Origin of the sequence: Haloprofundus halobius, assembly GCF_020097835.1 — an archaeon.
Classification (GTDB): Archaea; Halobacteriota; Halobacteria; order Halobacteriales; family Haloferacaceae; genus Haloprofundus; species Haloprofundus halobius.
Genome location: NZ_CP083666.1, coordinates 1,167,477 through 1,191,759, shown reverse-complemented (window position 1 = coordinate 1,191,759; position 24,283 = coordinate 1,167,477). Strand labels below are relative to the sequence as shown.

Below are 24,283 nucleotides of genomic sequence, written 5' to 3'. Positions count from 1 at the left end.
GCGGGATACCGCTCGGTGATGTGCGTCGGGCCTGCGACGACCTAGCGTTTCTGTCTCGGCTTCGTTTTGGTGCGCGAGGCGTCGGCGTCCTCGCCGTCGAGTTCGCCGATTCGACGGAGCTGTTCGCGGTGGAAGGTGAGAATCATGTCCGCCAGCACCCCGAAGATGAGCAGTTGGACGCCGAAGAGGATGCCCGCGGCCGCGCCGAGAGCGATGACCTCGTGAGAGGTCCGCGGCGGGACGAACCACTCGTAGGCGACGTAAAACGCCAGGAAAACACCGGTGAGCGTCGAGAGCGTGCCGATGCTGCCGAAGTAAAACAGCGGGTTGTTCGTCTTCGCTCGGCGGTAGAGTTCGAGGAAGATGACGCTGCCGTCGCGGAACGGCCGGAGGTTCGTGTCCGACCCGTCCGGGCGGGGGTGGTAGGTGACCGGCACGACCGCCGTCGACACGTCGCGCTTCGCGCACTCGATAGACATCTCCGTCTCGATGCCGAACCCGTCGGCGGTGAGCTGGAGCCGCTCGAAGGAGTCGCGGGTGAACGCGCGGTAGCCGCTGAGGATGTCGACGAAGTCCTCGCCGTGGATGTAGGCGAACGCGCGGTTGACGATGCGGTTGCCGAGTTTGTTCAGCCCCGTCATCGCACCCGAGCGCATGTCGGCGAAGCGGTTGCCGACGACGTGTTCGTAGCCGCGGTCGAGCGGTTCGAGCATCGCGCCCGCGTCGCTCGGCGGATTCGTGCCGTCGCCGTCGGCCATCAGCACGTACGGCGCGTCGATGTACTGCATCGCCTCGCGGATGGCCTGTCCCTTCCCGGTCCCCGACTGAGTCTCGACGCGTGCGCCGTGCTGTCTGGCGATGTCGCGCGTGCCGTCCGTGGAGTGTCCGTCGATGACGAGGATGTCGGAGAACCCCTCCGCGCGGTAGCCGTCGACGACCTCGCCGATGGTCTCGGCCTCGTCGTACGTGGGGAGGAGCACACAGACGTCGGCGCGGTCCATTTCGAGATGAGTTGTCGAGGGGCGCATAAAAACGCTTCTTCCTGCATCTTCGACGGACACCGCGACGTGACTGCGACGCGACTGCGGCGCAACCGCGACGCGACCGCGGCGTCTCACATCGCCGGGGTTTTTGTCACCGCGCCGGATACCGGCAGTTATGAAGCGTCTCGCTCGGCTCTCCGGCCTGTTTTTCTTCCTGGCCGGGCTGCCGTACGCGCTGTTCCTGTTGCTGTTGGGTCTCGTCCGCCCCGCGGGGTCGCCCGCCGACAAGCGCCCGACCGAACCGACTGTCAGCGTCGTGCTCCCGACGTACAACGAGGAGCGTATCGTCGAGAACAAACTCGAAGATATCCTCTCGCTCGACTATCCGATGGAGAAGGTCGAAGTGGTCGTCGTCGACTCCAGCAACGACGCGACGCCCGAACTCGTCGAGGCGTTCTTCGAGGAACGCGACGCGCCGACGCTGACGCTCATACGCGAGGACGAACGACGCGGACTCGCAATCGCGCTCAACGAGGCGTACGCCGCGGCGTCGAACGAGGTCGTCGTCAAGACCGACTGCGACTCCAAAATCGCGCTCGACGCGCTCCGCGAGGCGGTGGCGAACCTCGCCGATCCCGACGTGCAGGGCGTCACCGGTCGCAACGTCGACGTGCTCGGCGGCAGCGAGGTCGAGGAGGGATACCGAGATATCCAGGCGCGGATTCAAACCCTCGAATCGCATCTCGACTCGACGTTCATCTTCCACGGGCCGTTCTCGGCGTTCGAGCGCGACGCCATCGTCCCCATCGACGAGGACTCCATCGCCGACGACACCGAACTCGCGATGAAGATTCGGAAAAACGGTGGGCGCGTCGTGTTCGACCCCGACGTGAAGTACATGGAGGCGTCGCACTCGGCGTTCCGGAAGCGACGAAAGCAGAAGGACCGCCGGGCGATGGGCTTGATTCGCTTGCTCTCGCGCAACCGCGACGCGCTGTTCCGCCACGGGCTGTACGGCTGGGTCGTCCTCCCGTTCAACTGGTGTTTCATGGTGTTCTCACCGTGGGCGCTGGCCGGCGGCATCGTCGTGCTCACCCTCGCGCTCGCGGTCGCCGGCGGACCGCTTGCGCTCGCCGTCCCGGCGCTTCTTCTGACGACTGTCGCGCTCGGATCGACGGAGCGCCTCGGCCCGGCGCAGTCGGCGTACGCCCTGTTCGACACGCAGATGTCGTTGTGGTGGGCGAGCGTCCGTCTCCTGCAGGGCGAGGGCGGTCCCATCTGGGAAGTCGACGCCGAACTGCGCGAGCAGTACGAGTAGCGCCCCGTGCTCCGATGAAGGTTCTTCAAGTCACCCACCGCTATCCGCCCCGCGCGGGCGGCGTCGAGACGCACGTCCAACGAGTCAGCGAGGAACTCGTCGCGCGCGGTCACCAGGTCACCGTCGTCACCGCCGACGCCGGGGCCGACGTCTCCGGGCGCGAGCGACGAGACGGCGTCCGAATCCGGAGATGTCGCGGCGTCGCCCCCGGCGGTGCGTTCCACTTCGCACCGGGCGTCGCGCGGGTCGTCGCCGACGCGGCCGGCGACGCCGATGTCGTCCACGCGCACAACTACCACTCGTTTCCGCTCGCGTTGGCCGCTCTCGGAAGCGGATCGCGGCCGTTCGTCGTCACGCCGCACTACCACGGGGCGAGCGCCGACAGCGTCCGGAACCGGTTACTCGCCCTCTACCGACCCATCGGCGCGCGGGCGCTCCGCCGCGCCGACGCCGTCGTCGCGGTCAGCGGGTGGGAGCGGGAGCGATTGAGGAAGGATTTCGGCGTCGACGCGACGGTGATTCCGAACGGCCTCGACGTCCAACGGTTCGAGAACGCGACGCCGCTCGCCCGCGAGCGCCCACGGCCGTACCTGCTCACGGTCGGGCGACTCGTCGAGTACAAAGGCGTCCAGCACGCGATTCGGGCGCTCGGGTCGCTCCCGGAGTACGACCTGCTCGTCGCCGGGAGCGGCCCCTATCGAACGGAACTGGAGACGCTCGCCCGCGAAACCGGCGTGTCCGACCGCATCGAGTTTCTCGGCTTCGTCGACGACGATGACCTGCCGAGTCTCTACGCGGGCGCGGCGGCGCACCTCGCGCTCTCCACACACGAGGCGTACGGGATGACCGTCGCCGAGTCGCTCGCCGCCGGGACGCCCGCGCTTGTCAGGGAGGCGGGGGCGCTCGTCGACTGGGCCGAGCGGGCGGACTGTCTGGGCGTCTCGCGCGTCGACCCCGAGACGGTGGCCGACGCCGTTCGGCGCGTCGTCGGACTCGACGCGCCCGCGACGCCGCTGCCGACGTGGACCGAGGTGGTCGACGAACTCGAATCGAGGTACCGTGCGCTTTTACCCTCCGACGCGGAGAGTCGGCCATGAACGTCCTCCTCGTCACCGTCGACTCGCTGCGCGCCGACCGGGTGGACGACCGGGTGATGCCGTTCGCCCGGTCGTTCGCCGACGGCGCACTAGAGTTCACGGAGTGCGTCGCTAACGGGCCGTCGACGCCCGCGTCGTTCCCGGCGATTCACGCGAGTCGTCACTTCGCGAGCATCGAAGGGCTGGGCATTCCCGAATCCGAGGGAAAAACGGAACGCGGTGTGGTGACGCTCGCCGAGCGACTCCGCGAGAACGGCTACGCCACCGCGGGCTTCACGGACAACCACTTCGCCAGCGGCAGTTACCACTACGACCGCGGCTTCGACCTGATGCACGACGCCAGCGGGTCCGCCGAAGCGGGAAAGTTGAAGCAGTTCGTCCAGTCGAACCTCGACAAAAGTGGTCCCCTCTTTCGGACCATCGAGCGCGTCTACAACCGCGTCGACGCCGCGATGGCGACGGCCTCCGGCGGCGACGCCAGCGAGTACGAGCGCGCCGAGTCGCTGAACCGGCGCTTCCTCGACTGGGTCGACACGGTGCCGGACGAGCAACCGTGGTTCGCGTGGCTGCACTACATGGACGTCCACCACCCCTACGAGGCTCCCGACGAGTACCAACGGCGGTTCCTCGACGCGCCGCGCAGCGTCGCCGACTGCCGCCGCCTCTCGCGGAAAGGCACCCACCACCCCGAGGAGATGACCGACGAGGAGTGGGAGACGATTCGCTGCCTCTACGACGCCGAGTGCGCCTACACCGACGCCCAGTTCGCGGCGCTCGTCGGCGCGTTGGAGGAGCGGGGAGCGCGGGACGAAACCGCGGTCTGTCTCACCGCCGATCACGGCGAACTCGTCGGCGAACACGACCACGCCGGGCATCCACCCGAGTTCTGGGAAGGCGTCGTCCGCGTGCCGTTCGTTCTCGACGGTCTCGGCTCAGAACACGAGGACGGGACCCTCGGCGGCCAGATTCGACTGCTCGACACCGCGCCGACGCTCGCCGAGGCGGTGGGCGTCGACGCCCCGCCGGCGTGGCAGGGCGAGTCGGCGCTCGAACTCGTCCGCGGCGACGTCGACGCCCGCGAGTACGCCTTCGGCGACGTGGGTCGGCAGGTCGACTACGGTCGCTGTTACGCCCGGCGCGCCGACGGCTGGAAACTGCTCCGCCACGCCGACGACGGCGAGTTCTTCTTCGACGTGCGGGAGACGCCCGAGGAACGACCGGAAGACGACCGCCGGGAGTCGAACCCCGACGAGTACGAAGCGCTGAGCGCGGCGCTGGACGAGCATCGAGAACGGATGCGTCGCCTCCGCAGCGGCGACGTCGCCGTCGACGAGGACGACGAGATGGTCGAACAACACCTGCGGGATCTGGGGTACGTGGAATGACGCTGGGCGACTGGGTTTCCGACACGAAGGGTCGAGTCAGAGACGACGGCGTCGCCGGCCTCCGCGAGAGCGGTTACGAACTGTACCTCGGCGGCCTTCGCCGCGTCAACGAGTTCTACCCCACCGGAACGAACGTCTACGACCGCGAGTGGGACGCGCTCGTCCTCCTCGACGCCTGTCGCGTCGACCTGATGCGCGAAGTCGCCGACGAGTATCCGTTCCTGAATCGGCCCGGCGAACTCGTCTCGGTCGGCAGTTCCTCCATCGACTGGATGGAGCGGACGTTCACCGACGAGCGACGAGACGAGATGCGCCGGACGGCGTACGTCACCGGGAATCCGTTCAGTCACCGCGTGTTGTCCGAAAGCGACCTGCTGCGCCTCGACGACGTCTGGCGCTACGCGTGGGACGACGACGCCGGGACGATTCCGGCGCGTCCCATCACCGACCGCGCCATCGCGGCGGGCCGGGAGACGGACGCCGACCGCCTCGTCGTCCACTACATGCAGCCGCACTTCCCGTCGGTGCCGGACCCCCTCGGCGGCGGGATGAACTGCGAGACGCTCGGCGAAGGCGCGGGGTGGGACTCGCCGTGGGACCGACTGCGACGCGGCGAACTCACCGAGGGGCGAGTCTGGGAGAGCTACCGGGCGAACCTCCGCTACGTGCTGGACGACGTTTCCCTCCTCCTCGAAAACCTTGACGCCGAACGCGTCGTTATCAGCGCCGACCACGCCAACGCGAACGGTGAGTGGGGCGTCTACGGCCACCCGAAGGTGCCCCTGCCGTCGGTCCGGCGGGTGCCGTGGTACGAGACGAGCGCCGAGGACGAGGGAACGCACGACCCCGAAACTGAGCGAAACCTCGAGAGCGGCGCTATCGAGGACAAGCTTAGCGCGCTCGGCTATCTGTGAGTGTCTAAACTGTTTCAGTACCCTTGTTGAAACCCTCGATTGGTGATGGGTTTTCGAAGCCGTGCTGAATACAGGGCGCATATCTCGCACAGAGGTTTCTCAAATTCGTGTCCTACCGATTGGCAATTCACCTGGCGTTTAGGGAGATTGTTGGAGCCGAAATCAAAACGCCCGTTATTACGCATCCGTTAATATGACCGGAGGAAATTTGGTCGGAGAGCCAAAAGGAGAGATAATGGCTTCCGATTTATTCGACAAAGTGTTTGTACCGATCGCTGGTCCAGACGACGCAGCGAATACTGCCCGAATCATCTACCACTTTGCTCATGAGGATTCACACGTCATTGTTGTTCACGTCATTGAGAAAGGTGAAGGCGTACCCGACAAGGCATCCGTTGAACAGCGTCAAGGTTTCGCTGAGGAAGCATATGAATCCTTTTTGGATGTCTTCCCCGATAACGGACCAACGCTTGAATTCCGTACATTATATGGGCGTAACGTTGGAGCAACGATTCGAATAGCCGCTGAAGAAGAAAAAGCGACCGCAATTGCGTTCGTCCCACGAGCCGGGAACAAATGGATTAAATTCCTCACTGGAGATGTCACGGCTGAGCTACTCAAACAGAGCAAAATCCCGGTGATTGCACTCCCGAAGGAGCAAGAGAGAATCGTTTTCGCCCATGATGCGTGAACAGAGATTACCGAAGCTAATTATCAGGACTAACTATGAAATGTGAGCGGTGTGGAGACGATACGACTGTTCAGAGATATAATGTGGATGGATTCACCGGATTTCTCTGTGAGAGCTGTGTGGAAGAATGGGACAGAATCCAAGAACAAGAGTGACCTGACGATGAGACGACGAATCGTTTCTCCGTAGAGCTACCGAACCGAAACGTCCATCCGTTCATCGTTTGACTACTATAGCTGTTCAATGGCCCGCACACCGAGCGTCTATGTCGATTATAGGGTAAGCGTGGCCCTTGTCGGGACTGTTCTCAAATACATCGGCATTACGCCGCTGTTCCCGCTTGTTCTGGCGCTCTATTACGGCGAAAATCCGATTCCATTCATCACCACTAGTGTGCTCATGGTTGGCGGTGGTTCCCTCTTAGAGCGAGTTCGAAACGATGGCGAGCTGAGACACCGGGAAGCGTTCCTCTTAGTAAGTCTTGCGTGGCTGGTTGTGCCGTTGGTGGGGATGGTTCCGTACCTCGTCGCTGGAACGGGCACTATTGCGAACCCTGTCAACGCTCTGTTCGAGAGCATGAGTGGATTTACGACGACCGGTGCTACTGTTCTCGGGGAGATCTCGGTTGAGCGCCATGGCTACGCGATGCTGATGTGGCGCCAGCTCACCCAGTGGCTCGGTGGGATGGGCATTCTCGTGTTAATGGTCGCAATCCTGCCAGAGCTATCAGTTGGGGGTGCTCAGATCATGAATCAGGAAGCACCAGGAATTTCGCTGGAGAAGCTGACACCGCGTATTCAGCATACTGCGCGGGGGCTATGGGGCATTTACATCGGATTCACCGTTCTCGCAATTGTCGTCTATTACGGGTTGCATCTAGGTGGATTGGCGCCGAACATGACCCTCTACAACGCGGTTGCGCACGCACTCACGACACTGCCTACCGGTGGATTCTCCCCGGAGGCACGGAGTGTGGAGGCGTTCACGCCTGCCGTCCAGTGGGCAGTGATGCCGTTCATGGTCGTCGCAGGGACGAACTTTGCCCTGTTCTGGTACGTCTTTCAGGGAAAGCCTCGCCGGTTAACCAACAACACAGAGTTCCGTACGTACCTACTTGCCATCCTCGGCTTTGGAATCCTTATCTCGGCAGTGCTCTTTCTCGGCGTTGGACTCGCCGAACCACCCGCGACCCTTGACATCATTCCCGGAAACCTCGAAAATTCGCTCCGGCAGGGGCTCTTTCAGGTGATTGCCATTGTGACGACGACCGGATACGCGAGTATGGATTTCAACACCTGGGATGCCTCCGCGCAGACAATACTGTTGTTTGCGTATTTCTTAGGCGGATCCGCGGGATCGGCTGCCGGTTCGATCAAGATTGTCAGGTGGGTTCTCGTCAAGAAGGCAGTCTTCCGGACGCTGTTCACGTCCGTCCATCCTGAGGCCATTAAACCACTACGACTTGACCAGGAAGTCGTTGACGAGGAGACAATTCGAGATGTACTCGTGTTCATAATGATCTTTTTGACGATATTTGTCCTCTCGACGGTGGTTCTGTATCTCGACAGCTTACGAACATCTGGCGTGTCGTTATCTGGGCTTGAGGCGATGAGCGTCGCCATTGCCACGCTGGGGAACATTGGCCCGGGCTTCGGTGTTGTTGGCCCAATGAACAGCTTCCTGCCGTTTTCGGATGCCGCAAAACTCTACATGGTCTTTCTAATGTGGATTGGCCGCTTGGAAGTACTCTCGGTACTGGTCATCCTTACACCGACGTTTTGGCGGCAGTAACTGCCATTAGTAGGCGTACTGCTCTCAGAACATCCTTCGTCTGCTGCATACACCCTCTGTATGCAGCAGAGGAATTTTGTCAGCTTCTGAGGGTTTCGACAGAGCCGTTTCAGTCGATGTAGCCGAGGTTCGTCAGCCGTTCCTGCACGTCGCTCATCCCGTCGTCGCCGTCGTCGCCCCTCTTTCCGGTGACGGTGACGCCTTCTCTGTCGACGAGGTGCGCCCGAAGTACGGCTTCGAGTTCCTCGGGGTGGCCGCCCCAGCGGTCCTCGCGCTCCAGCGGGTCGTCCGGGCGATAGTAGGCGTGCCACCCGGTGTCGGGGTGGTGAAGTACCTTCCACTCGTCGCCGACGGCCGCTGCGCGGGCGTCGCCCTCGCCTGCGAGGTTCTCGACGACGACCCACTCTCGCTTTTCGCGTTCGTCGCCGAGCAGCGACGGTCGGTCGGCGAGGCGCTCGTCGCTCCCGGCGATATCCAGAACCGTACTTCCGAGGTCGAGCAGCGTGTGCGGACCGTCGACGCGGCCCGTCTCGCCGACGTTGCGCATCACCAGCGGGACGCGGGTGAGCGTGTCGTACATCCGCTGGGAGGAGTGGCCGTACTCGCCGTGCTCGCCGAGTTCGTCGCCGTGGTCGCTGTGGACGACGAGCGCCGCGTCGTCGTTTTCCATCTCCTCCAGCAGTCCGTCTAACTTTCGGAGGAACCCGTCGGCGTGGCGAATCTCGTTGTCGTAGGCGTTGACGATGGCGGGGCGGCGGTCGCCGGTCCACTCGGGGTAGCGGCGCATGACGTAGTTCCACGCGTGCGCGCCGCGGAAGCCCGGTTGCTCCCACTCGCGGTAGTCGGGCGGCGCGCACCACGGGTGGTGGGTGTCGACGAGCAGCACCCACAGGAACCACGGTTCGGGCGCGTCGCGGACGAACTGCTCGACGTCGTCCCACATGCGCTCCCACTCGACGTACGACGGCGTCTTCAGCGCGATGTTCCGGCCATGGATGACCGCGCCGGCGACGCCCATGCGTCGGAGCGTCGGCAAGAGGCGCTCTTTCTTCACCTGATTCCACCACTTCGCGGAGTCGGAGTCGCCGCCGGACTCGGTGACGACGTTGTCCTTGTACACGTCCCAGCCGCGGTCCCAGCCGTAGAATCGGCTCATGAGGGCGTTCGAGTGGACCGCGCCGGTGTGGTAGCCCGCGTCCGAGAGCGCCTCCGAGAGCAGGCGGCGGTCGGCGTTGGCCGCCTTCCAGTCTGCGGGTTCGATGGACTGCTGTGTCGCGTCGGCGTGCGCGCCGGTGAACGCGCCGGAGAAACTCGTGATGGTGCCGACGCCCGGCACCTGGGCGTCCTCGAAGACGAGGCCGTCGTCGGCGACGCCCGACAGAAAGGGGGCGGTCTCGCGCTCGTAGCCGTGCGTGGAGAGGTGGTCGGCGCGGACGCTGTCCCAGGAGACGAGGAGGATGTTCGGGCGGTCGGACATACCTCACCGAGGTCCGCAGTTCGTTTTAATTTTGTGAGTTTTCGCGAGTTTCGCGGGGGTTCGAGCCACAGCGCCGTCGGCGTCTGCCTCCGATGCTCAGTCCATGTACCCCAAGTCGCGCAGCGTCTCCTGTACCTCGTCGCCCGCCGTCGCCCCGCCGCCGGTCGTCGCCGTCTCCGGTCCCTCCTCGACACTCCGCTGTTGGGGTTCGCCGATGAGGATCGCCCGCTGGACGTCGCCGTCGACGTCCCGGGGAACCGGCGCACCGAACCAGTGGAGGATGGTGGGCGCGAGGTCGTAGAGGCTGCAGTCGAACCGACCGGAACTGAACTCCTCGCCCCACGCACCGAAGACGCCCTGCCTGCGGTGCGTCGCCAGCCACTCGGTCCGCTCGCCGAAGACGCGGCCGCCGACGGCCTCGGGCGCGTCAACGCCCGTCGCGTACTCGACGACGAGGTCCGGCGCGCGGTAGAGGTCGCCCGAATAGAGGTCGTCCGGCTTGTGGACCGCCGACGCGACGGGGTCGCCGTCGGGCGTCTCCAGCGACGAGAGCGCCTCCGACAGCGACGTCCGATAGGCTCGCTTCGCCGCTTCGCTCTCGAAGGCGGCGTCGTTGAGGTAGATGGGGCCGCGGCCGAGCGAGATCGCTTTCGTCTCCGTCCAGTCGATAGGTGCGTCCTGGATTGCGACGCGGCCGCTCTCGCTCGGGAAGAAGCGCTGCAGCGACTCCGGGAGCAGCCCCTGCGCGAGGTTGACGAGGCCGAGGCGGTCGACGAGGCGCTTGAGTCGCTCGCGGGTGACGCCGACGGAGGCGAGTACCTCGCGGCCGCCCGCGTCGCCGACGGTGAGGTCGCCGCGGTCGGCGAGCCACTCGTTGACGAGGAACGTCTCGTCTATCTCGGTGAACCCGTGATCGCTCATCAAAACCACCGCCTCCGTGTCCTCGCGGTCCAGCAGTGCCGCGATGCGGCGGTCGATGCGTTCGTACAGCTCCCGAATCTTCTCCGGCTGGTCCCAGAGTCGGTGCTGGACCGTGTCGGTGACGAAGACGGTGAGGTGGACGAGGTCGCAGCCCTTCTCGTCGGCGAACCACTCAGCGGCGTCGAAGCGCTGGTCGGCGAGCGTCGTCGCCTCCGAGACGAGTTCCTCGGGCGTCGCCTCGTCGAGCACGAGGTCGGGTTTCGTTCGGTAGTTCGGCACCGCGTCCAGTAGTTCGGCCTTGAGCGACGCCGGTTTCGTGAACTCGCCGTGCTCGGAGGCGGGGCTCCCGGCGACGGTCAGCACGCCGTCGTCGGTGTTCGGCGGGTGCGTCGTCGGCATGTTGACGACCGCTGGAGTGAACCCTCGGTCGGCCAGTACGTCCCAGTACTCCCGCGAGCGGAAGTCCGAGGAGTCGTTCGTCGTGATCGACCGCGACTCACGGTCGAAGCCGAACCACTCGTATACACCGAGTTTGCCGGGCGTCTTCCCGGTCGAGTAGCATTTCCAGGCGGGGAAGGTGATGGGCGGGAGCGTGCTCTCCAGATTCCCGGTGACGCCCTCGTCGGCGATGCGGGCCAGTCCCGGGAGGTCGCCCGCGTCGATACCGTCGCGGAGCAGCGACCAGTCGGCCCCGTCGAGTCCGACGACGTAGACGGTCATGTCCGGGCTATCGACGCACCCGCGTTAAAGTGCTTCGAGAACGGTATCGAACGCCTCGGCGAACGCGCGCTTTCGGGTCTCGGCGTCGAACGTCGCGCCGCGCTCGCGGGCGCGCGAGGAGAGTTCTCGCCGCTCGGCCCCGTCGCGTTCGAAGTAGGCGACGACGCCCGCCGCGAGCGCCTCGGGGGAGGGGTCGACGACGAGGTCCGAAGAGAGTGCGCCGGCCTCCGAGCGCGTCCCCGTCGTCTCGGTGACGAGCGGCGGCAGGCCGGCACGCATCGCTTCGAGCACGCTGACGGGGAACGTGTCCATCCGCGACGGTTGGGCGTAGAGCGAGGCGGGCGCGAAGGCGTCGGCCAGATTCTCGACGTAGCCGCGGACCTCGACGCCCGGCGTCTCGGCATAGGACCCTGGATGACCGCCGCCGACGACGTGCAGTTCCGCCTCGGGGAACGACTCGCGGACCGTCGGCCACGCCTCGACGAGCATGTCGACACCCTTGTAGCGCCACGGCCGACCGACGGTGACGGCGACGTTCGCGTCCAGCGCGGGGGAGACGCCGCCGAGCGCGTCGTACACGTCCGGTTGAATGAAGGGATGAGCGACTTCGATGGGCGTGTCGGGGCCGACGACGGGGCGCGTGAAGTCGGCGGCGAACGCCGAGACGGCGACGACGCCGTCGACGAAGCGCGACCCGATCTCCCTGACGGCCGGTCTCCCGAAGCGGCCGACGAGCGATTTGAACCCCGAACTCCCCTCGAAGTCGGCGCGGCCGAGGCTGTAGAGGCCGTGGTCCGCGCAGAGGTAAACGAGTTTCGAGCGCCGGACCGCGCGGTGCGCGAGCGCGGCGTACAGCGGTCGCGAGCCCTCGACGAGATACACGTCGTACGAGGGATACCGAAGCCCGTTGTACACGTCGCCGACGACGCTGTCGGAGAGCGGGCCCAACGAGTGTCGCTGGAAGTCGACGAGGTCGGCGTCGACGGCCTCGGCGAAGCCGCGGTGTGCGGGATGGGGGTCCTGATACAGCATCGCGACCCGCGCGCTCGGTCGGTTCACGGGCGAAGCGGCGGGCGAGAGGCGTATAAATCCGCTGGACTCCGTCTGACGCCGTCACCCCGTCGACGGCGGGTTCTGACACACAAACGATATTACCGTTCCATCGAAACGGCCGCCATGGGCCCTCCACCTAACGTCCTCCTCGTCGTCTGCGACACCCTCCGCGTCGACGCGCTCTCCTGCTACGACGACGACGCACCACCGACGCCGAACCTCGACCGCCTCGCCGCCGAGGGGACGACGTTCGAGAACGCGTTCGCCGCCGGGTCGTGGACGCCGCCGTCGCACGGCGCGCTGTTCACCGGGCGCTACCCCTCCGAGACGGGGTTCGCCGGCGCGTGGCCGACGCTGTCGGCCGACGAGACGACGATGGCCGAGCGGTTCCGCGACGCGGGGTACGACACAATCGGGATTCCGGGGCCGTCGAAGATGGGGTCGCCGGTCGGTCTCGACCGCGGCTTCGACGAGTACTACGAGGTGTACGAGGAGATGGCCAAGCGACCGTCGCTGCCGTACCTCCGGCAACTGCTCACCGACGGGTTCGTCCGCCGTGACCTGTTCCGAATCGCCACCCGCGGCAACGACTACTACACCGAGATCAAACTGGAGAAACTCCGCCGGTTCGTCGCCGAGGCCGACGCGCCGTGGTTCGCGATGGCGAATCTCACGACGGTCCACGCGCCGTACCGGGTGCCGAAGCCGTACATGCGCGAGGAGACGCCCGAACTCCACCGACCCCTGCTTCCACTACTGGAGGAGTTTCTCCCCTCGACGGTGCGCCTCGACCGCGACGACGTGCGACCCGAACGGCTGTTCGCGGCGGCCGACGGCGCGTCGGCGACGAGCATCGCGATGCGCCAGTACGAGACCGGCGACTATCTCACCGACGCGGAACTCTCGGTCCTTCGAGCGTGGTACCGCGCCTGCGTCCGCTATCTGGACGACCGACTCGGCGCGCTGTTCGACTGGCTCGACGAGACGGGGCGGCGCGAGCAGACGCACGTCGTGCTCACCTCCGACCACGGCGAGTGTTTCGGCGAGCACGGAACGATGTACCACGGCTACTTCCTGTACGACGAACTGCTGCACGTCCCGCTCGTCGTGAGCGGCCCCGAGGTTCCCGCCGGGGAGCGACGCTCGGACCTCGTCTCGCTCGTCGACCTGTTCGACACGCTGTGCGACCTCTCGGGCGTCGAGGCCCCGGAGGCGACGAGCGGGCGGGCGTTGTTCGGTGACGACGCGGACAACGGAGTCGATTCGGGCAACGAGCACGACGCCGTGTTCGCCGAGACGGCGATTATGGACGAGCGCGACCGGGAGGCGGCCGCCGAGGTGTCGAGGGAGACGCTCGCCGCGTTCGAGACGGGGAAGAAGTCGATTCGGACGGCGACGCATCGGTTCGAGCGCCGCTCGGACGGCAGCGAACGACTGTGCGACGTACGAACCGGCGAGGAAGTCGACGACCCGGAACTCGCCGACTCGCTGCGCGAGCAGTTGACCCAGACGCTCGGCGAGGAGTACGTCGTCGACGGAAGCGGGGACGAAGAGTACAGCGCAGGCGTCGAGCGGAACCTGCGGGAACTGGGATACCTCGAATAGCTCGCCCGGCCCGCCCCGAGTCGTACCTCGAACGAACAGATAGGGAACGTTTTACCCGCCAAGCCTGTGCGGGAAACCATGCGAACCCTGTTGGTCGGACTCGACGCCGCCTGTCTGCCCGTCCTTCGACCGCTGTTCGACGACGGGGACCTGCCGACGCTCCGCTCGCTGTTCGAGGCGGGCGCGACTGCGCCGCTCGAATCGCAGATTCCGCCGTGGACCGCGAGCGCGTGGCCCTCGCTGTACACGGGCAAGAACCCCGGAAAACACGGCGTCTTCGACTTCCTCTCCTTCGACGGCTACGAGTGGGACATCGTCAACTCGACGGACGTGAAGGCGCGGACGATGTGGGAGTACGCCGACGAGGCGGGGATGACGAGCGTCGTCGTCAACGCGCCGGTCACCGCCCCGCCGCGGGAGTTCGACGGCGCGCTCGTGCCCGGCTATCTGGCCGCGGAGAGCCCGCGCTGTCATCCCGAGGGACTGCTCGACGAGATCGAGGAGGCGGTCGGCCCCTACCGCGTCTACGCCGAACGGGAGACCGACGAACGCCGCAGCGACGAGGCGAAGTTCCGCGACTACGTCGAACTGACGCACCTCCGCGGCGGGGCGTTCCGCTATCTCGCCGACCGCTTCGACCCCGAGTTCGGCTTCGTCCAGTTCCAGAAGACCGACGCCGTCTTCCACGACTTCCCCGGCGACGAGGCGAAAGTCCGAGACATCTACCGCGCCGTCGACGAGGAACTCACCGATATTTTGGAGGTCTGTGACCCCGACGTCGTCGTCGTCGCCAGCGACCACGGCATGGGCGAGTACGACGGCTACGAGTTCCGCGTCAACCAGTTCCTGAAAGAACAGGGCCGAGTCGTCACCGCCCGCGGCGGGCAGGACGTCCCCTCGTGGTTCCAGATAAAGGACGACGAACTGACCGACGAATCGGGGTCGGGCGACACCGGAGAACGCGGCCGCGACGGCGGCGATAGTGGGACACGGCTACTCTCGACCGTCGCCGCCGCAGCAGCGCGCGCAGGGCTGACCTACCAGCGCGGCAAGGCGATTCTCGACCGAGTCGGCCTCGCGGAGTTCGTCGGCCGCCACGTTCCCGTCTCCGTCGTCTTCGCCGCCAGCGAGTCCGTCGACTTCGCGGCATCTGAGGCGTACCTCCGCTCGCCCTCGGAGTTAGGAATTCGGCTGAACGTCGTGGGGAGAGAGCCCGAGGGAGCGGTTCCGGAGAACGAGTACGACGCCGTCCGTGATGCGCTGATGGACGAACTGCGCGCAGCGGAGACGCCCGACGGAGAGCCGGTGTTCGAGCGGGTAGCTCCGCGAGAGGAGGTGTTCGAGGGACCGTACGCCGAAGAAGCGGTCGATATCGTCACCGTCCCTACTGAGTTCGAGCACTCGCTGTCGGCGCTCGTCGGCGAGCAGTTCAGCGACCCCGAACCGTGGAACCACAAGCTCGACGGCGTCGTCTCGGTGTCGGGCGCGGGCGTCGACGCGGACGCCGACCTTTCGGGCGCGCACCTGTTCGACGTCGCGCCGACCGTGTTGGCGACCCTCGGTATCGCGCCTGACGTCGAGATGGACGGGTCGGTGCTCGGCTGTGTTTCGGGACCCGACCCGGAGACGTACCCCGAGTTCGACGTGGGCGGGCGCGCGCGGACCGACGACGACGAGGTGGCGAGTCGACTCGCCGATTTGGGGTATCTGGAGTAGTTGAACGCAGGCCACTATTTGGCGAGTGGGAGTCGAACAAACCGGGAGCGATGACCGACTGACCGTTCACTCCGGGTGGGACTTCGGAAGAGGCCGGGGGCTTCCGCGGAGACCGTTCGTTTCTGCTCTCTACTCTATGCCTCCTGCGGAAATAGCTGGAAACGACGCCCTTTGCTTCAGAGACCGAACGGCTTTTACTCGGAACCCACATCGCTTCCGGCATGATTGTCCTCGGCTTGGACGGCGCGACCCACTCGCTGCTTCGTCCGTGGGTCGACGCGGGCCACCTCCCGACGTTCGCCCGCCTCTACGAGGAGAGCGTCCACGGCGACTTAGAGAGCACCATCCCGGAGATCACGGTTCCGGCGTGGCCCGCCTTCGCCACCGGCAGAAACCCCGAGCGACTCGACGTATACGGCTTCACGCACTTCAACCGCGAGACGCGCGAGCTAGATTTGAGCCACGACGAGTTCATCCCCGGGAAGATGTGGGACGTCGTCGACGACCAAGGGGGTCGCTGCGTCGTGTTCAACATCCCCGGGTCGTACCCGTGGCAGGCCATCGACGGCACCATCGTCGCCGCCGCCCCCGAGTACAAGGAGAGTTACAGCTACCCAGAGGAGCGCTGGGACGAGCTGGAGTCGGTCGTCGGCGAGTACAAACTCCGCAACGACGCGACGCCTGGAAGCCGAAAGTACGTCGACCAGAGTCTCTCGCTCGTCGACAAGCGCTTCGACGGCTTCGAGCACTTCATCGAGAAGGAAGACCCCGAACTGGCGGTCGGACTCATCCGCGCCACCGACCGCGTCGCCCACCACTACTGGTCGACCGACCCCGACGACTCCAATCCATTGTTCGAGGTGTACCACCGCGTCGATGAACGACTCGGCGAGTTTCTCGACGCCCACGAGGACGAGGACGTGGTCGTGATGAGCGACCACGGCTTCGAGGCCGTGTCGAAGAAGTTCGCACCGAACTACGCGCTGTCGCGGGCGGGTCTCGTCCACCTCAACGAGAGCGGCGACGGCAGGAAACAGGCGCTCGGGAAACTCCGCGACGCCGCCAGCGACGTGCTGGGTCGAGTCGGCCTGCTGACGCTCGCGCGCAACGTCGTCCCCGAGAGCTACGTGGCCGACCTCCCGAGCGGGTCGACGCTCGGTCTCGACAACGCCATCAGCCTCGGTCGCATCGACTGGGAGCGGACTCGTGCGCTGGCCGACATCGGCCAGAAGACGACGATGGTGTACGCGCTCACCGACAACGCCGACGAGCGCGCCGAAATCGTCGCGGAGGCCCGCGAAGCACTCGCCGCTTCAGCCGAGGACGTGGGACTCGACGTACGCTTCGTCGAACTCGACCGCGGCGGCCCGCACACGCCGGACCTCGCCATGATAATCGAGACGCCCGAGGTCCACGCCTCCTCGCGGTTCGACGCGGAGTCGCCGCTGTTCGACGTCTCGACGAGCGGCCACGCCCGCAACGGCATCTTCTTCGCGCGCGGCCCGTCGTTCCGTACCGGCACCGTCGAGAGTGCTCACATCACCGACATCGCGCCGACAGTATTGCACGCGCTCGGCCGTCGCCTCCCCGAGTCGATAGATGGCGACGTGCTAGACGTGTTCGCGTCCGGTAGCGACGCCGCGGAGCGCGACCCCGACTACTACGACTTCGTCGGCGGGGGCGCGGTGAGCGAGGGCGGCGTCTCCGGCGACGACGAGCGCGAGACGGAGGTCAAATCCCGCCTGCGCGAACTCGGATACCTCGAATAATGAACGTCGGCGCGGAGGTGTCGAAGCGGTTCGTCGCGAACGTCCTCGGCACCGTCGCCGGGTTCGCCGGGACGGTGTACTTCACGCAGCTACTGGGAACGACGGGGCTCGGCGTCTACGCCATCTTCACGAGTTTCCAGATGGCCGCGGCGACGATGGTCACCTTCGGACTGTTCAGCGCCGTCACCAAGCGGGTGAGCGAGGGCGAAAATCAGGCGAAACACTTCACCAGCGGCGCCCTCATCGTCCTCGTCGGGACGGCGCTGTCGGCGGTTGCCTTTGCGGCGGCCGCCCCACTCGTCAACGACATCCTCGACGCCGAGGCGGCGCTACTGGTTCCGCTCGGCATCCTCTCGTGGAGTCTGATGCGATTGACCGGCGCGTTTCTCGAAGGCAAAGGACAGGTCGCACTCGCGGGCTTTCTGGAGAACGGTCGGTACGTCGTCATCGTCGGGATTCAGACCGCGCTTCTGGTGGCCGGTCAGGGCGTCTACGCGCTGTTGTGGGGGCTCGTCCTCGGGCAGTTCGCGACGTTTCTCGTCGCGTATCTCGGCTACGCGCGGGTGATTCCGGCGCTCCCGTCGCGCGAACTCGTCGGCGACTTCGTCTCCTTCTCGAAGTACACCTACCTCCAGTCGCTCGGGTCGCAGTTGTTCAAGCAGGCGGACTACCTCGTCCTCGGACAGCTGTTCGGGACGAGCGCGGCCGGGCTGTACAAGATCTCGTTCACGCTGACGGAGGCGGCGATGCTGTTCTCGTCGGCGCTGTCGGACGTCTCGTTGCCTGAGTTCTCCCGACTGAAAGCGAACGACCGTGGCGACCGGATACGCGAACTGCTCGCCAAGTCGCTGACGTACACCGGGCTGTTCGCGATTCCGGCGCTCGGCGGCGGCCTCGTCGTCGGCAACGACCTGCTCCGCGTCGTCTACGGCACCGACCCCGGAACCGTCTCGTTCGGCGGTGTCGTCCTCGGCGTCGGCAACCTGCTCATCGCCGTGCTCGCGCTGGCGAACCTCGCAAACGGTTACCGGAGCGTCCTCGAATCGTACTTCCTCGGGACGAATCGGCCGCGCATCAGCGCGTCGAGTTCGGTCGTGCTCATCGTGACGTACGCGATCTTCGTCCTCCCGCTGGCCGAGCTGGCCGGGACCATCGGCCTCGGTCTCGTGACCACGCTGAGTTTCGGCGGCAGCTGCCTGCTGCTGTGGCGGAATCTCGAATACAGACCGACGCGGGAAGTGGCCGCCGACGTCGGGAGTCAGGCGGCGGCGACGCTGTCGATGATGCTCGTCGTCGCCGCCGTGTACGTGCTTCTCGGCGGCGTCTCCGGGGTACTCTCGCTCGCTCTCGTGCTCTGTGTCGGCGGCCTCGCCTACTTCGCGTCGCTGCTCGCGGCGAACGGTCGCCTCAGAAACGACGCGTGGTGGGTCGTTCGCGACCTGACGGGCGAGATGCGCTAGGGCGGTCGGTGGGACGCCGCCCCACCGAATCACACAGGGAATTTCGCCGGACTCTGACAGTTGTTTCGCCGTCGAAAACGGAACGCCGAATCGGAACGGCGATCGTCGCTTCGACGGCGCATCGAGGGCTGTAGACGGAGAATACGACGTACGGTGCGGCAGCCTCGGCCGTAGAGAGATGGCAAGGCTTATGCGGGTTTTCCCAGTCCTTTCGGCCAATGAGTCATCGAACCGAGAGCGTCGAGGAGACAGAGGACTCCTACCTCGACCGTCTCGAAGACTGGTACCACGTTCCCGCCCTCCTCGGGATCGTTGCCGTCATGCTCTACATACGGATGCAGGGCTACGGCAACTACGTCACCGACGACGGTACCGTCGTCTTCTCGGGCAACGACGCCTGGTACCACCTCCGCGAAGTCGAGTACACCGTCCGGAACTGGCCCTTCACCATGCCGTTCGACCCGTGGACCTACTTCCCGTACGGGACGACGCAGGGACAGTTCGGGACGCTGTACGACCAGCTCGTCGCGACCGTCGCCCTGATACTCGGTCTCGGCAGTCCCAGCGACCAACTCGTCGCCCAGACGCTGCTCGTCGCGCCCGCCGTCTTCGGCGCACTGACCGCGATTCCGGTGTACTACATCGGCAAGCGCCTCGGCGGCCGCCTCGGCGGGCTGTTCGGCGCGGTCATCCTGATGCTGCTGCCGGGGTCGTTCCTCCAGCGGTCGCTCGTCGGCGTCTCCGACCACAACGGCGTCGAGCCGTTCTTCATGGCGGTCGCGATTCTGGCGTTCATGGTCGCGTTCGCCGTCGCCGAGCGCGAGAAGCCCATCTGGGAACTCGTCGCCGACCGCGACCGCGACGCGCTCCGTTCGCCGGTGAAGTGGGCCGCGCTCGCCGGCGTCGCCCTCTCTCTGTACATGTGGGTCTGGCCCCCCGGCGTCCTCCTCGTCGGCGTCGTCGGCCTGTTCCTCGCGCTGAAGATCGTAAGCGACACCGTCAACGGCGAGTCGCCCGAACCGATCGCCTTCGCGGGCGCGGTGTCGATGGGCGTCACGACCCTCCTGATGACCCTCCGTATCGACGCGTTCGAGTTCAGCGCGACGCAGTTCTCGCTCATCCAGCCGGTGCTGGCGTTCGGCGTCGGCGCGGGCTGTGTGTTCCTCGCGTGGCTCGCCCGCGAGTTCGAGTCCCGCGACCTCTCGGTCTCTCTGTACCCCGCCGCGGTCGGCGGCGCGATCGCCGTCTCGCTCGGCCTGATGGCCGTCGTCCTCCCCGACGCGTTCCAGCAGCTGACCAACAACTTCAACCGGATTCTCGGGTTCAGCGCCGGCGCACGGACCCGGACCATCAGCGAGGCGCAGCCGTTCCTCGACCCGAACACGCTCTCGCAGTTCGGAACGACGGCGACGATGCAGCTACTCGGCGAGTACGGCCTCGCCATCTTCACGGGCGTCGCCGCGGCGACGTGGATGCTCGCGAAGCCGCTGCTGCGCGGCGGCGATACGCGCGAGGTCGGCTACGTCGCCGGCTCGGTGGCCGTCGTCGGCCTGCTGTATCTCGCCCCGTCGGTACCGAAAGCCATCGGCGGCGCGCTCGGCATCGACCACGCGCTGCTGGGGCTCATCGTCGTCTTCGGGCTCATCGTCGGCGCGACGATGCTGACGAGCTACCGGTCCGAACACCTGCTCGTCGTCGTCTGGGCGGCGTTCATGACCGCGGCGGCGTTCACGCAACTGCGCTTTAACTACTACCTCGCGCTCGTCGTCGTCACGATGAACGCGTTCCTCCTCGGCGAACTGTTGGGCTACCTCGGTCTCCGGAGATCCGTCACCCGCGTCACCGACGACATCGAGCTCTATCAGGTGCTCACCGTCGCGACGGTGATCATGCTCATCACGACGCCGGTGCTTCTCGTCTCGCTCGGCGGCCAGACGGCGACGGCCCAGCAGGTCGGCGCCGCCAACGGTCCCGGCGCGTACACCCAGTGGGACGACAGCCTCGACTGGCTGTCGAACAACACGCCCGAGGAAGGGAACTACGGCGGCGCGGGCAACGCCGACGGGCTGGGGTACTACGACCGCTTCGAGAAACCCGCCGACGGCGACTACGACTACCCCGAAGGGGCGTACGGCGTCATGTCGTGGTGGGACTACGGTCACTGGATAACGCTCGGCAGCGAGCGGATTCCGAACGCGAACCCGTTCCAGCAGGGGGCGACCTCCGCAGCGAACTTCCTGCTCGCACCGAGCGAGGAGCAGTCCGAAGCCGTCCTCGCCAACCAGAGCACCGAGGGCAACCAGACCCGGTACGTGATGGTCGACTGGGAGATGGTCTCGACGAGTCAGAAGTTCAGCGCGCCGGTGGTGTTCTACGACGAGGACGAGAGCCTCTCGAACGACGACTTCTACCAGCGCATCTACGGGGAGGAGTTCACCACGAGCTTCCTCCTGAAGGACCAGCGATACTACGACAGCACGATGGTCCGCCTCTACGAGTACCACGGCAGCGCGATGGACCCGCAGCCGTTCGTCGTCGACTGGGAGCAGACGCAGGCGATGAACCAGCAGACCGGCGAGGAGGTCACCGTCTCGACGGCCGCCGGTGAGGGTGAGAACGCGACGTTGCTGCGGACGTTCGACAACATGAGCGCCGCCCGCGACTACGTCGAGGAGGACGGCACCGCGCAGGTCGGTGGCGTCGGTCCGTACCCCGAAGAACGCGTCGAGGCGATGGAGCACTACCGCCTCGTGAAGGTGAGCGAGTCGTCGGCGACGCAGTCGCGGTCGTACCTGCAGGAGCTGTTCAGCACCTCGCAGATGACCGGGCTCGACTCGCAGTACCTGACGCAGACGCCGCCGAAGTGGGTGAAGACGTTCGAGCGCGTCCCCGGCGCGACGGTCGAGGGTAGCGGTGCGCCCGCCGACAGCGAGGTCCGCGCGGCGGTCGAGATGCGGATGGGCACGTCCAACGAGACGTTCACCTACGTCCAGTACGCCGACACCGACGAGAACGGCGACTTCGAGCTGACGCTGCCGTACTCGACGACCGGCTACGACGAGACGGGCGACGAGTACACGAACGTCAGCGTCCGCGCGACGGGGCCGTACTACGTCAGCACGCAGCCGACCGAGAACGACTCGGGCGAGCAGGTCATCTACGACGAGACGGTGAACGTCTCCGACGCACAGGTCGTCGGCGAGGACGACAGTTCGACGCAGGTCGAACTGACCGAGTCGCCGCTACAGGTCGAGACCGACGAGGAGTCGGGTAACGAGACGACCGGAAACGAGACGGCCGACGACCCGTTCGGCAACGACAGCGCCGAGGGCGACTCCGGCGACGCGACCGACAACTCGTCGGCGAACGAGTCGTCGACCTCCGCGAACGACACCGGCAACGAGACCGACAACGACAGCGCGCTCGCCGCACCCGACGCGACGACCGCTCGCGATGTGACGGCCGCGCTGGTGACCGCGCCGACGGCGGTGTGGAGCTAACTCGATGGCCGACGGAGAGACGCTCTCGGACGTGAACACGGTGTCCGGCGGCATCCGCGGCTGGCTGGGCATCTACCTCAGAGGCGTCTGTATGGGCGCTGCGGACGCAGTTCCCGGCGTCTCCGGCGGAACCATCGCGCTCATCACCGGCATCTACGGTCGGCTCATCGACGCGGTGACGGCTATCGACGCCGACAACGTGCTCCGTGTGCTCCGCGGCGTCACCGGCGACACCGGGGACGCGTTCGGGGCGCTTCAGGAGATGGACACGGCGTTTCTGGTGACGCTCGGGTTCGGCATCATGACCGCCATCGTCACCATCACGAGCCTCGTCGAAGTCGCCGTCGAGACGGTTCCCGCGTCGACGTTCGGCTTCTTCTTCGGACTCATCGCGGCGTCGGCGCTCGTGCTCATCACGGAGGTGTCGGTCGACACGCCCGGCCGAATCGCCGCGTCCGTCGTCGGGTTCGCGCTCGCGTTCGTCGTCTCCGGCGAGGCGCAGTCGGCGATCGGACACAGCCCGGTCGTGACGTTCGTCGCCGGAGCCATCGCCATCAGCGCGATGATTCTCCCGGGAATCTCGGGGTCGCTCCTGCTTCTTATCCTCGGGCAGTACTTCTTCATGACCGACGCCCTCTCGACGTTCAGAGACGGCGTGGTCGGCCTGCTCGGCGGCGGCAGCCTCGACGCGCTCGCCGGCCCGTTCGTCACCATCGTCACGTTCTGCTCGGGGGCGCTCGTCGGGCTGTTCACCGTCGCTCACGCCGTCGACTGGGCGCTCGAACACTACCGCGAGGCGACGTTCGCGTTCCTCATCGCGCTCATTCTCGGTGCACTCCGTGCACCCGTCACGCAGCTATCGACGAGCCTCGCCGAACACGGCGGGTCGTGGACGACGGAGGTACTGGGCGTCTTCGTCGCCGCGGCGCTCGTCGGCGGCGTACTCGTCGTCGCCATCGACCGCATCGCTGGTATCGACCTCGACTGAGAACCGGATTGTTCGCGTTACCCCCGCTGAACGGCGAGATTTCGGACGTCACCGCCGCAGTCGGCGCACGCTGTCACCGATCCGATTCCGCCGAACGGTCCGTTGGACGGACTCAGCGTGACGCGACGAAGAGGAACGTCTCCGGTCGCGACTCGGCGCGGTCGACTGTGAAGCCGGCGTCTTCGAGCGCCGACACCGCGTCGCCGAGGCTGTATCGTTCGTCGGTCGGCGGACCGTCTCCCCCCTCGCCGGTCGCGCTCCAGTCGACGACGACGAGACGGCCGCCGGGTCGGAGGACGCGTGCGAGTTCCGCGAGCGACTCCGCGCTGGCGAACTCGTGGTAGGTGTTCGTCGAGAACGCCGCGTCGAGCGCGTCGTCGTCGAACGGGAGCGAAACCACGTCGGCGACGACAGTCTCGACTGACTTGGGGAGGCCCTTCTCGCGGTAGATGTCGTGCATCGCCTCCTGTACGTCGACCGCGTAGAGATGGCCGACGTGCGGGGCCACGTCGTCGGTGTAGAACCCGGTGCCGCTGCCGAGGTCCGCGACGGTCATCTCGGCGTGGGGACGGAGCGCCGCGAGCAGTTCCTCCCGGGAGCAGTAGCGGTAGCGACTCTCGTCTTCGAGGGCGTCGGCGCGGTCGACGTCGTACGTATGGAATCCCATGGCGGGCGTTCGCACGGTGAGGTTAGGAAAGTATCGGGCGGATCTGTGGCCTCGACGGACGAGCGAAACACCGGACTGTCTCGCCCGAGAGTCGAACCCGTGAACGTCAGAGTAGCGACACCGGACGACGCTTCGGCGGTCGCCGATATCGCGCGGGAGTCGTGGCACGCCGCGTACGACGAACTCGTCGTCGTCGCCGCCGTCTCCGACCTTCGAGACGAGTAGACC

Annotated in this window: 18 protein-coding genes; 13 read left to right on the top strand and 5 right to left on the bottom strand. The window is 66.1% G+C overall.

Annotation, left to right across the window (positions count from 1 at the left end; all coding sequences use genetic code 11):
- Positions 1-41: 41 nt before the first annotated feature.
- Complete coding sequence (aglJ, locus tag LAQ74_RS06210; protein ID WP_224336168.1) at positions 42-1,001, bottom strand: S-layer glycoprotein N-glycosyltransferase AglJ; 960 nt, start codon at positions 999-1,001, stop codon at positions 42-44.
- Between the two features lie 157 nt (positions 1,002-1,158).
- On the opposite strand from aglJ, the gene LAQ74_RS06205 reads away from it, so the two are divergent.
- The 6 genes from LAQ74_RS06205 (at position 1,159) to LAQ74_RS06180 (ending at position 8,179) form a co-directional block, all read left to right on the top strand.
- Positions 1,159-2,301 (top strand): glycosyltransferase, encoded by a 1,143-nt coding sequence (locus LAQ74_RS06205; protein ID WP_224336166.1) that lies wholly within the window; start codon positions 1,159-1,161, stop codon positions 2,299-2,301.
- A 14-nt stretch (positions 2,302-2,315) separates the two neighbouring features.
- Positions 2,316-3,398 carry a glycosyltransferase family 4 protein gene (locus tag LAQ74_RS06200; protein ID WP_224336164.1) on the top strand — a complete coding sequence of 361 codons (1,083 nt, stop codon included), beginning with the start codon at positions 2,316-2,318 and terminating at the stop codon, positions 3,396-3,398.
- The gene (locus tag LAQ74_RS06195) at positions 3,395-4,783 is read left to right on the top strand and encodes a sulfatase family protein (protein WP_224336162.1); all 1,389 of its coding nucleotides are present in this window, start codon (positions 3,395-3,397) and stop codon (positions 4,781-4,783) included. The genes LAQ74_RS06200 and LAQ74_RS06195 overlap by 4 nt, the downstream gene beginning before the upstream one ends.
- Entirely contained in the window at positions 4,780-5,697 is a 918-nt protein-coding gene (locus tag LAQ74_RS06190; RefSeq protein WP_224336160.1) for a hypothetical protein, read from the top strand. The genes LAQ74_RS06195 and LAQ74_RS06190 overlap by 4 nt, the downstream gene beginning before the upstream one ends.
- 193 nt (positions 5,698-5,890) lie before the next feature.
- Entirely contained in the window at positions 5,891-6,388 is a 498-nt protein-coding gene (locus LAQ74_RS06185; protein WP_224336158.1) for a universal stress protein, read from the top strand.
- Between the two features lie 243 nt (positions 6,389-6,631).
- On the top strand, positions 6,632-8,179 hold the full coding sequence (locus LAQ74_RS06180; RefSeq protein ID WP_224336156.1) for a TrkH family potassium uptake protein: 1,548 nt from the start codon (positions 6,632-6,634) through the stop codon (positions 8,177-8,179).
- Positions 8,180-8,288: 109 nt separating this feature from the next.
- On the opposite strand, the gene LAQ74_RS06175 is transcribed toward LAQ74_RS06180, so the two are convergent.
- The 3 genes from LAQ74_RS06175 to LAQ74_RS06165 form a co-directional block, all read right to left on the bottom strand.
- The gene (locus LAQ74_RS06175) at positions 8,289-9,656 is read right to left on the bottom strand and encodes a sulfatase family protein (protein ID WP_224336154.1); all 1,368 of its coding nucleotides are present in this window, start codon (positions 9,654-9,656) and stop codon (positions 8,289-8,291) included.
- 96 nt (positions 9,657-9,752) lie between these two features.
- Positions 9,753-11,297 carry an alkaline phosphatase family protein gene (locus LAQ74_RS06170; RefSeq protein ID WP_224336145.1) on the bottom strand — a complete coding sequence of 515 codons (1,545 nt, stop codon included), beginning with the start codon at positions 11,295-11,297 and terminating at the stop codon, positions 9,753-9,755.
- Between the two features lie 24 nt (positions 11,298-11,321).
- Positions 11,322-12,356, bottom strand: a complete 1,035-nt coding sequence (locus LAQ74_RS06165; RefSeq protein WP_224336143.1) for a glycosyltransferase family 4 protein — start codon at positions 12,354-12,356, stop codon at positions 11,322-11,324.
- 117 nt (positions 12,357-12,473) lie between these two features.
- Between LAQ74_RS06165 and LAQ74_RS06160 the strand changes: the two genes are divergently transcribed.
- From LAQ74_RS06160 to LAQ74_RS06135, 6 genes are all read left to right on the top strand, one after another.
- Positions 12,474-13,955: a sulfatase gene (locus LAQ74_RS06160; RefSeq protein ID WP_224336141.1), complete on the top strand. Its 1,482-nt coding sequence runs from the start codon at positions 12,474-12,476 to the stop codon at positions 13,953-13,955.
- A 78-nt stretch (positions 13,956-14,033) separates the two neighbouring features.
- Complete coding sequence (locus LAQ74_RS06155; protein WP_224336139.1) at positions 14,034-15,671, top strand: alkaline phosphatase family protein; 1,638 nt, start codon at positions 14,034-14,036, stop codon at positions 15,669-15,671.
- 221 nt (positions 15,672-15,892) lie between these two features.
- On the top strand, positions 15,893-17,440 hold the full coding sequence (locus tag LAQ74_RS06150; protein WP_224336137.1) for an alkaline phosphatase family protein: 1,548 nt from the start codon (positions 15,893-15,895) through the stop codon (positions 17,438-17,440).
- On the top strand, positions 17,440-18,900 hold the full coding sequence (locus LAQ74_RS06145) for an oligosaccharide flippase family protein (RefSeq protein ID WP_224336135.1): 1,461 nt from the start codon (positions 17,440-17,442) through the stop codon (positions 18,898-18,900). Before LAQ74_RS06150 ends, LAQ74_RS06145 begins: the two co-directional genes overlap by 1 nt.
- Before the next feature lie 218 nt (positions 18,901-19,118).
- Complete coding sequence (locus LAQ74_RS06140) at positions 19,119-22,400, top strand: oligosaccharyl transferase, archaeosortase A system-associated (protein WP_224336132.1); 3,282 nt, start codon at positions 19,119-19,121, stop codon at positions 22,398-22,400.
- Between the two features lie 4 nt (positions 22,401-22,404).
- Positions 22,405-23,388 carry a DUF368 domain-containing protein gene (locus tag LAQ74_RS06135; protein ID WP_224336130.1) on the top strand — a complete coding sequence of 328 codons (984 nt, stop codon included), beginning with the start codon at positions 22,405-22,407 and terminating at the stop codon, positions 23,386-23,388.
- Positions 23,389-23,500: 112 nt separating this feature from the next.
- Here LAQ74_RS06135 and LAQ74_RS06130 read toward each other — a convergent pair whose 3' ends face one another.
- Positions 23,501-24,055 carry a class I SAM-dependent methyltransferase gene (locus tag LAQ74_RS06130; protein WP_224336128.1) on the bottom strand — a complete coding sequence of 185 codons (555 nt, stop codon included), beginning with the start codon at positions 24,053-24,055 and terminating at the stop codon, positions 23,501-23,503.
- 99 nt (positions 24,056-24,154) lie between these two features.
- Here LAQ74_RS06130 and LAQ74_RS20325 point away from each other — a divergent pair, with 99 nt between their 5' ends.
- Positions 24,155-24,280 carry a hypothetical protein gene (locus LAQ74_RS20325; RefSeq protein ID WP_255647769.1) on the top strand — a complete coding sequence of 42 codons (126 nt, stop codon included), beginning with the start codon at positions 24,155-24,157 and terminating at the stop codon, positions 24,278-24,280.
- Positions 24,281-24,283: the final 3 nt, after the last annotated feature.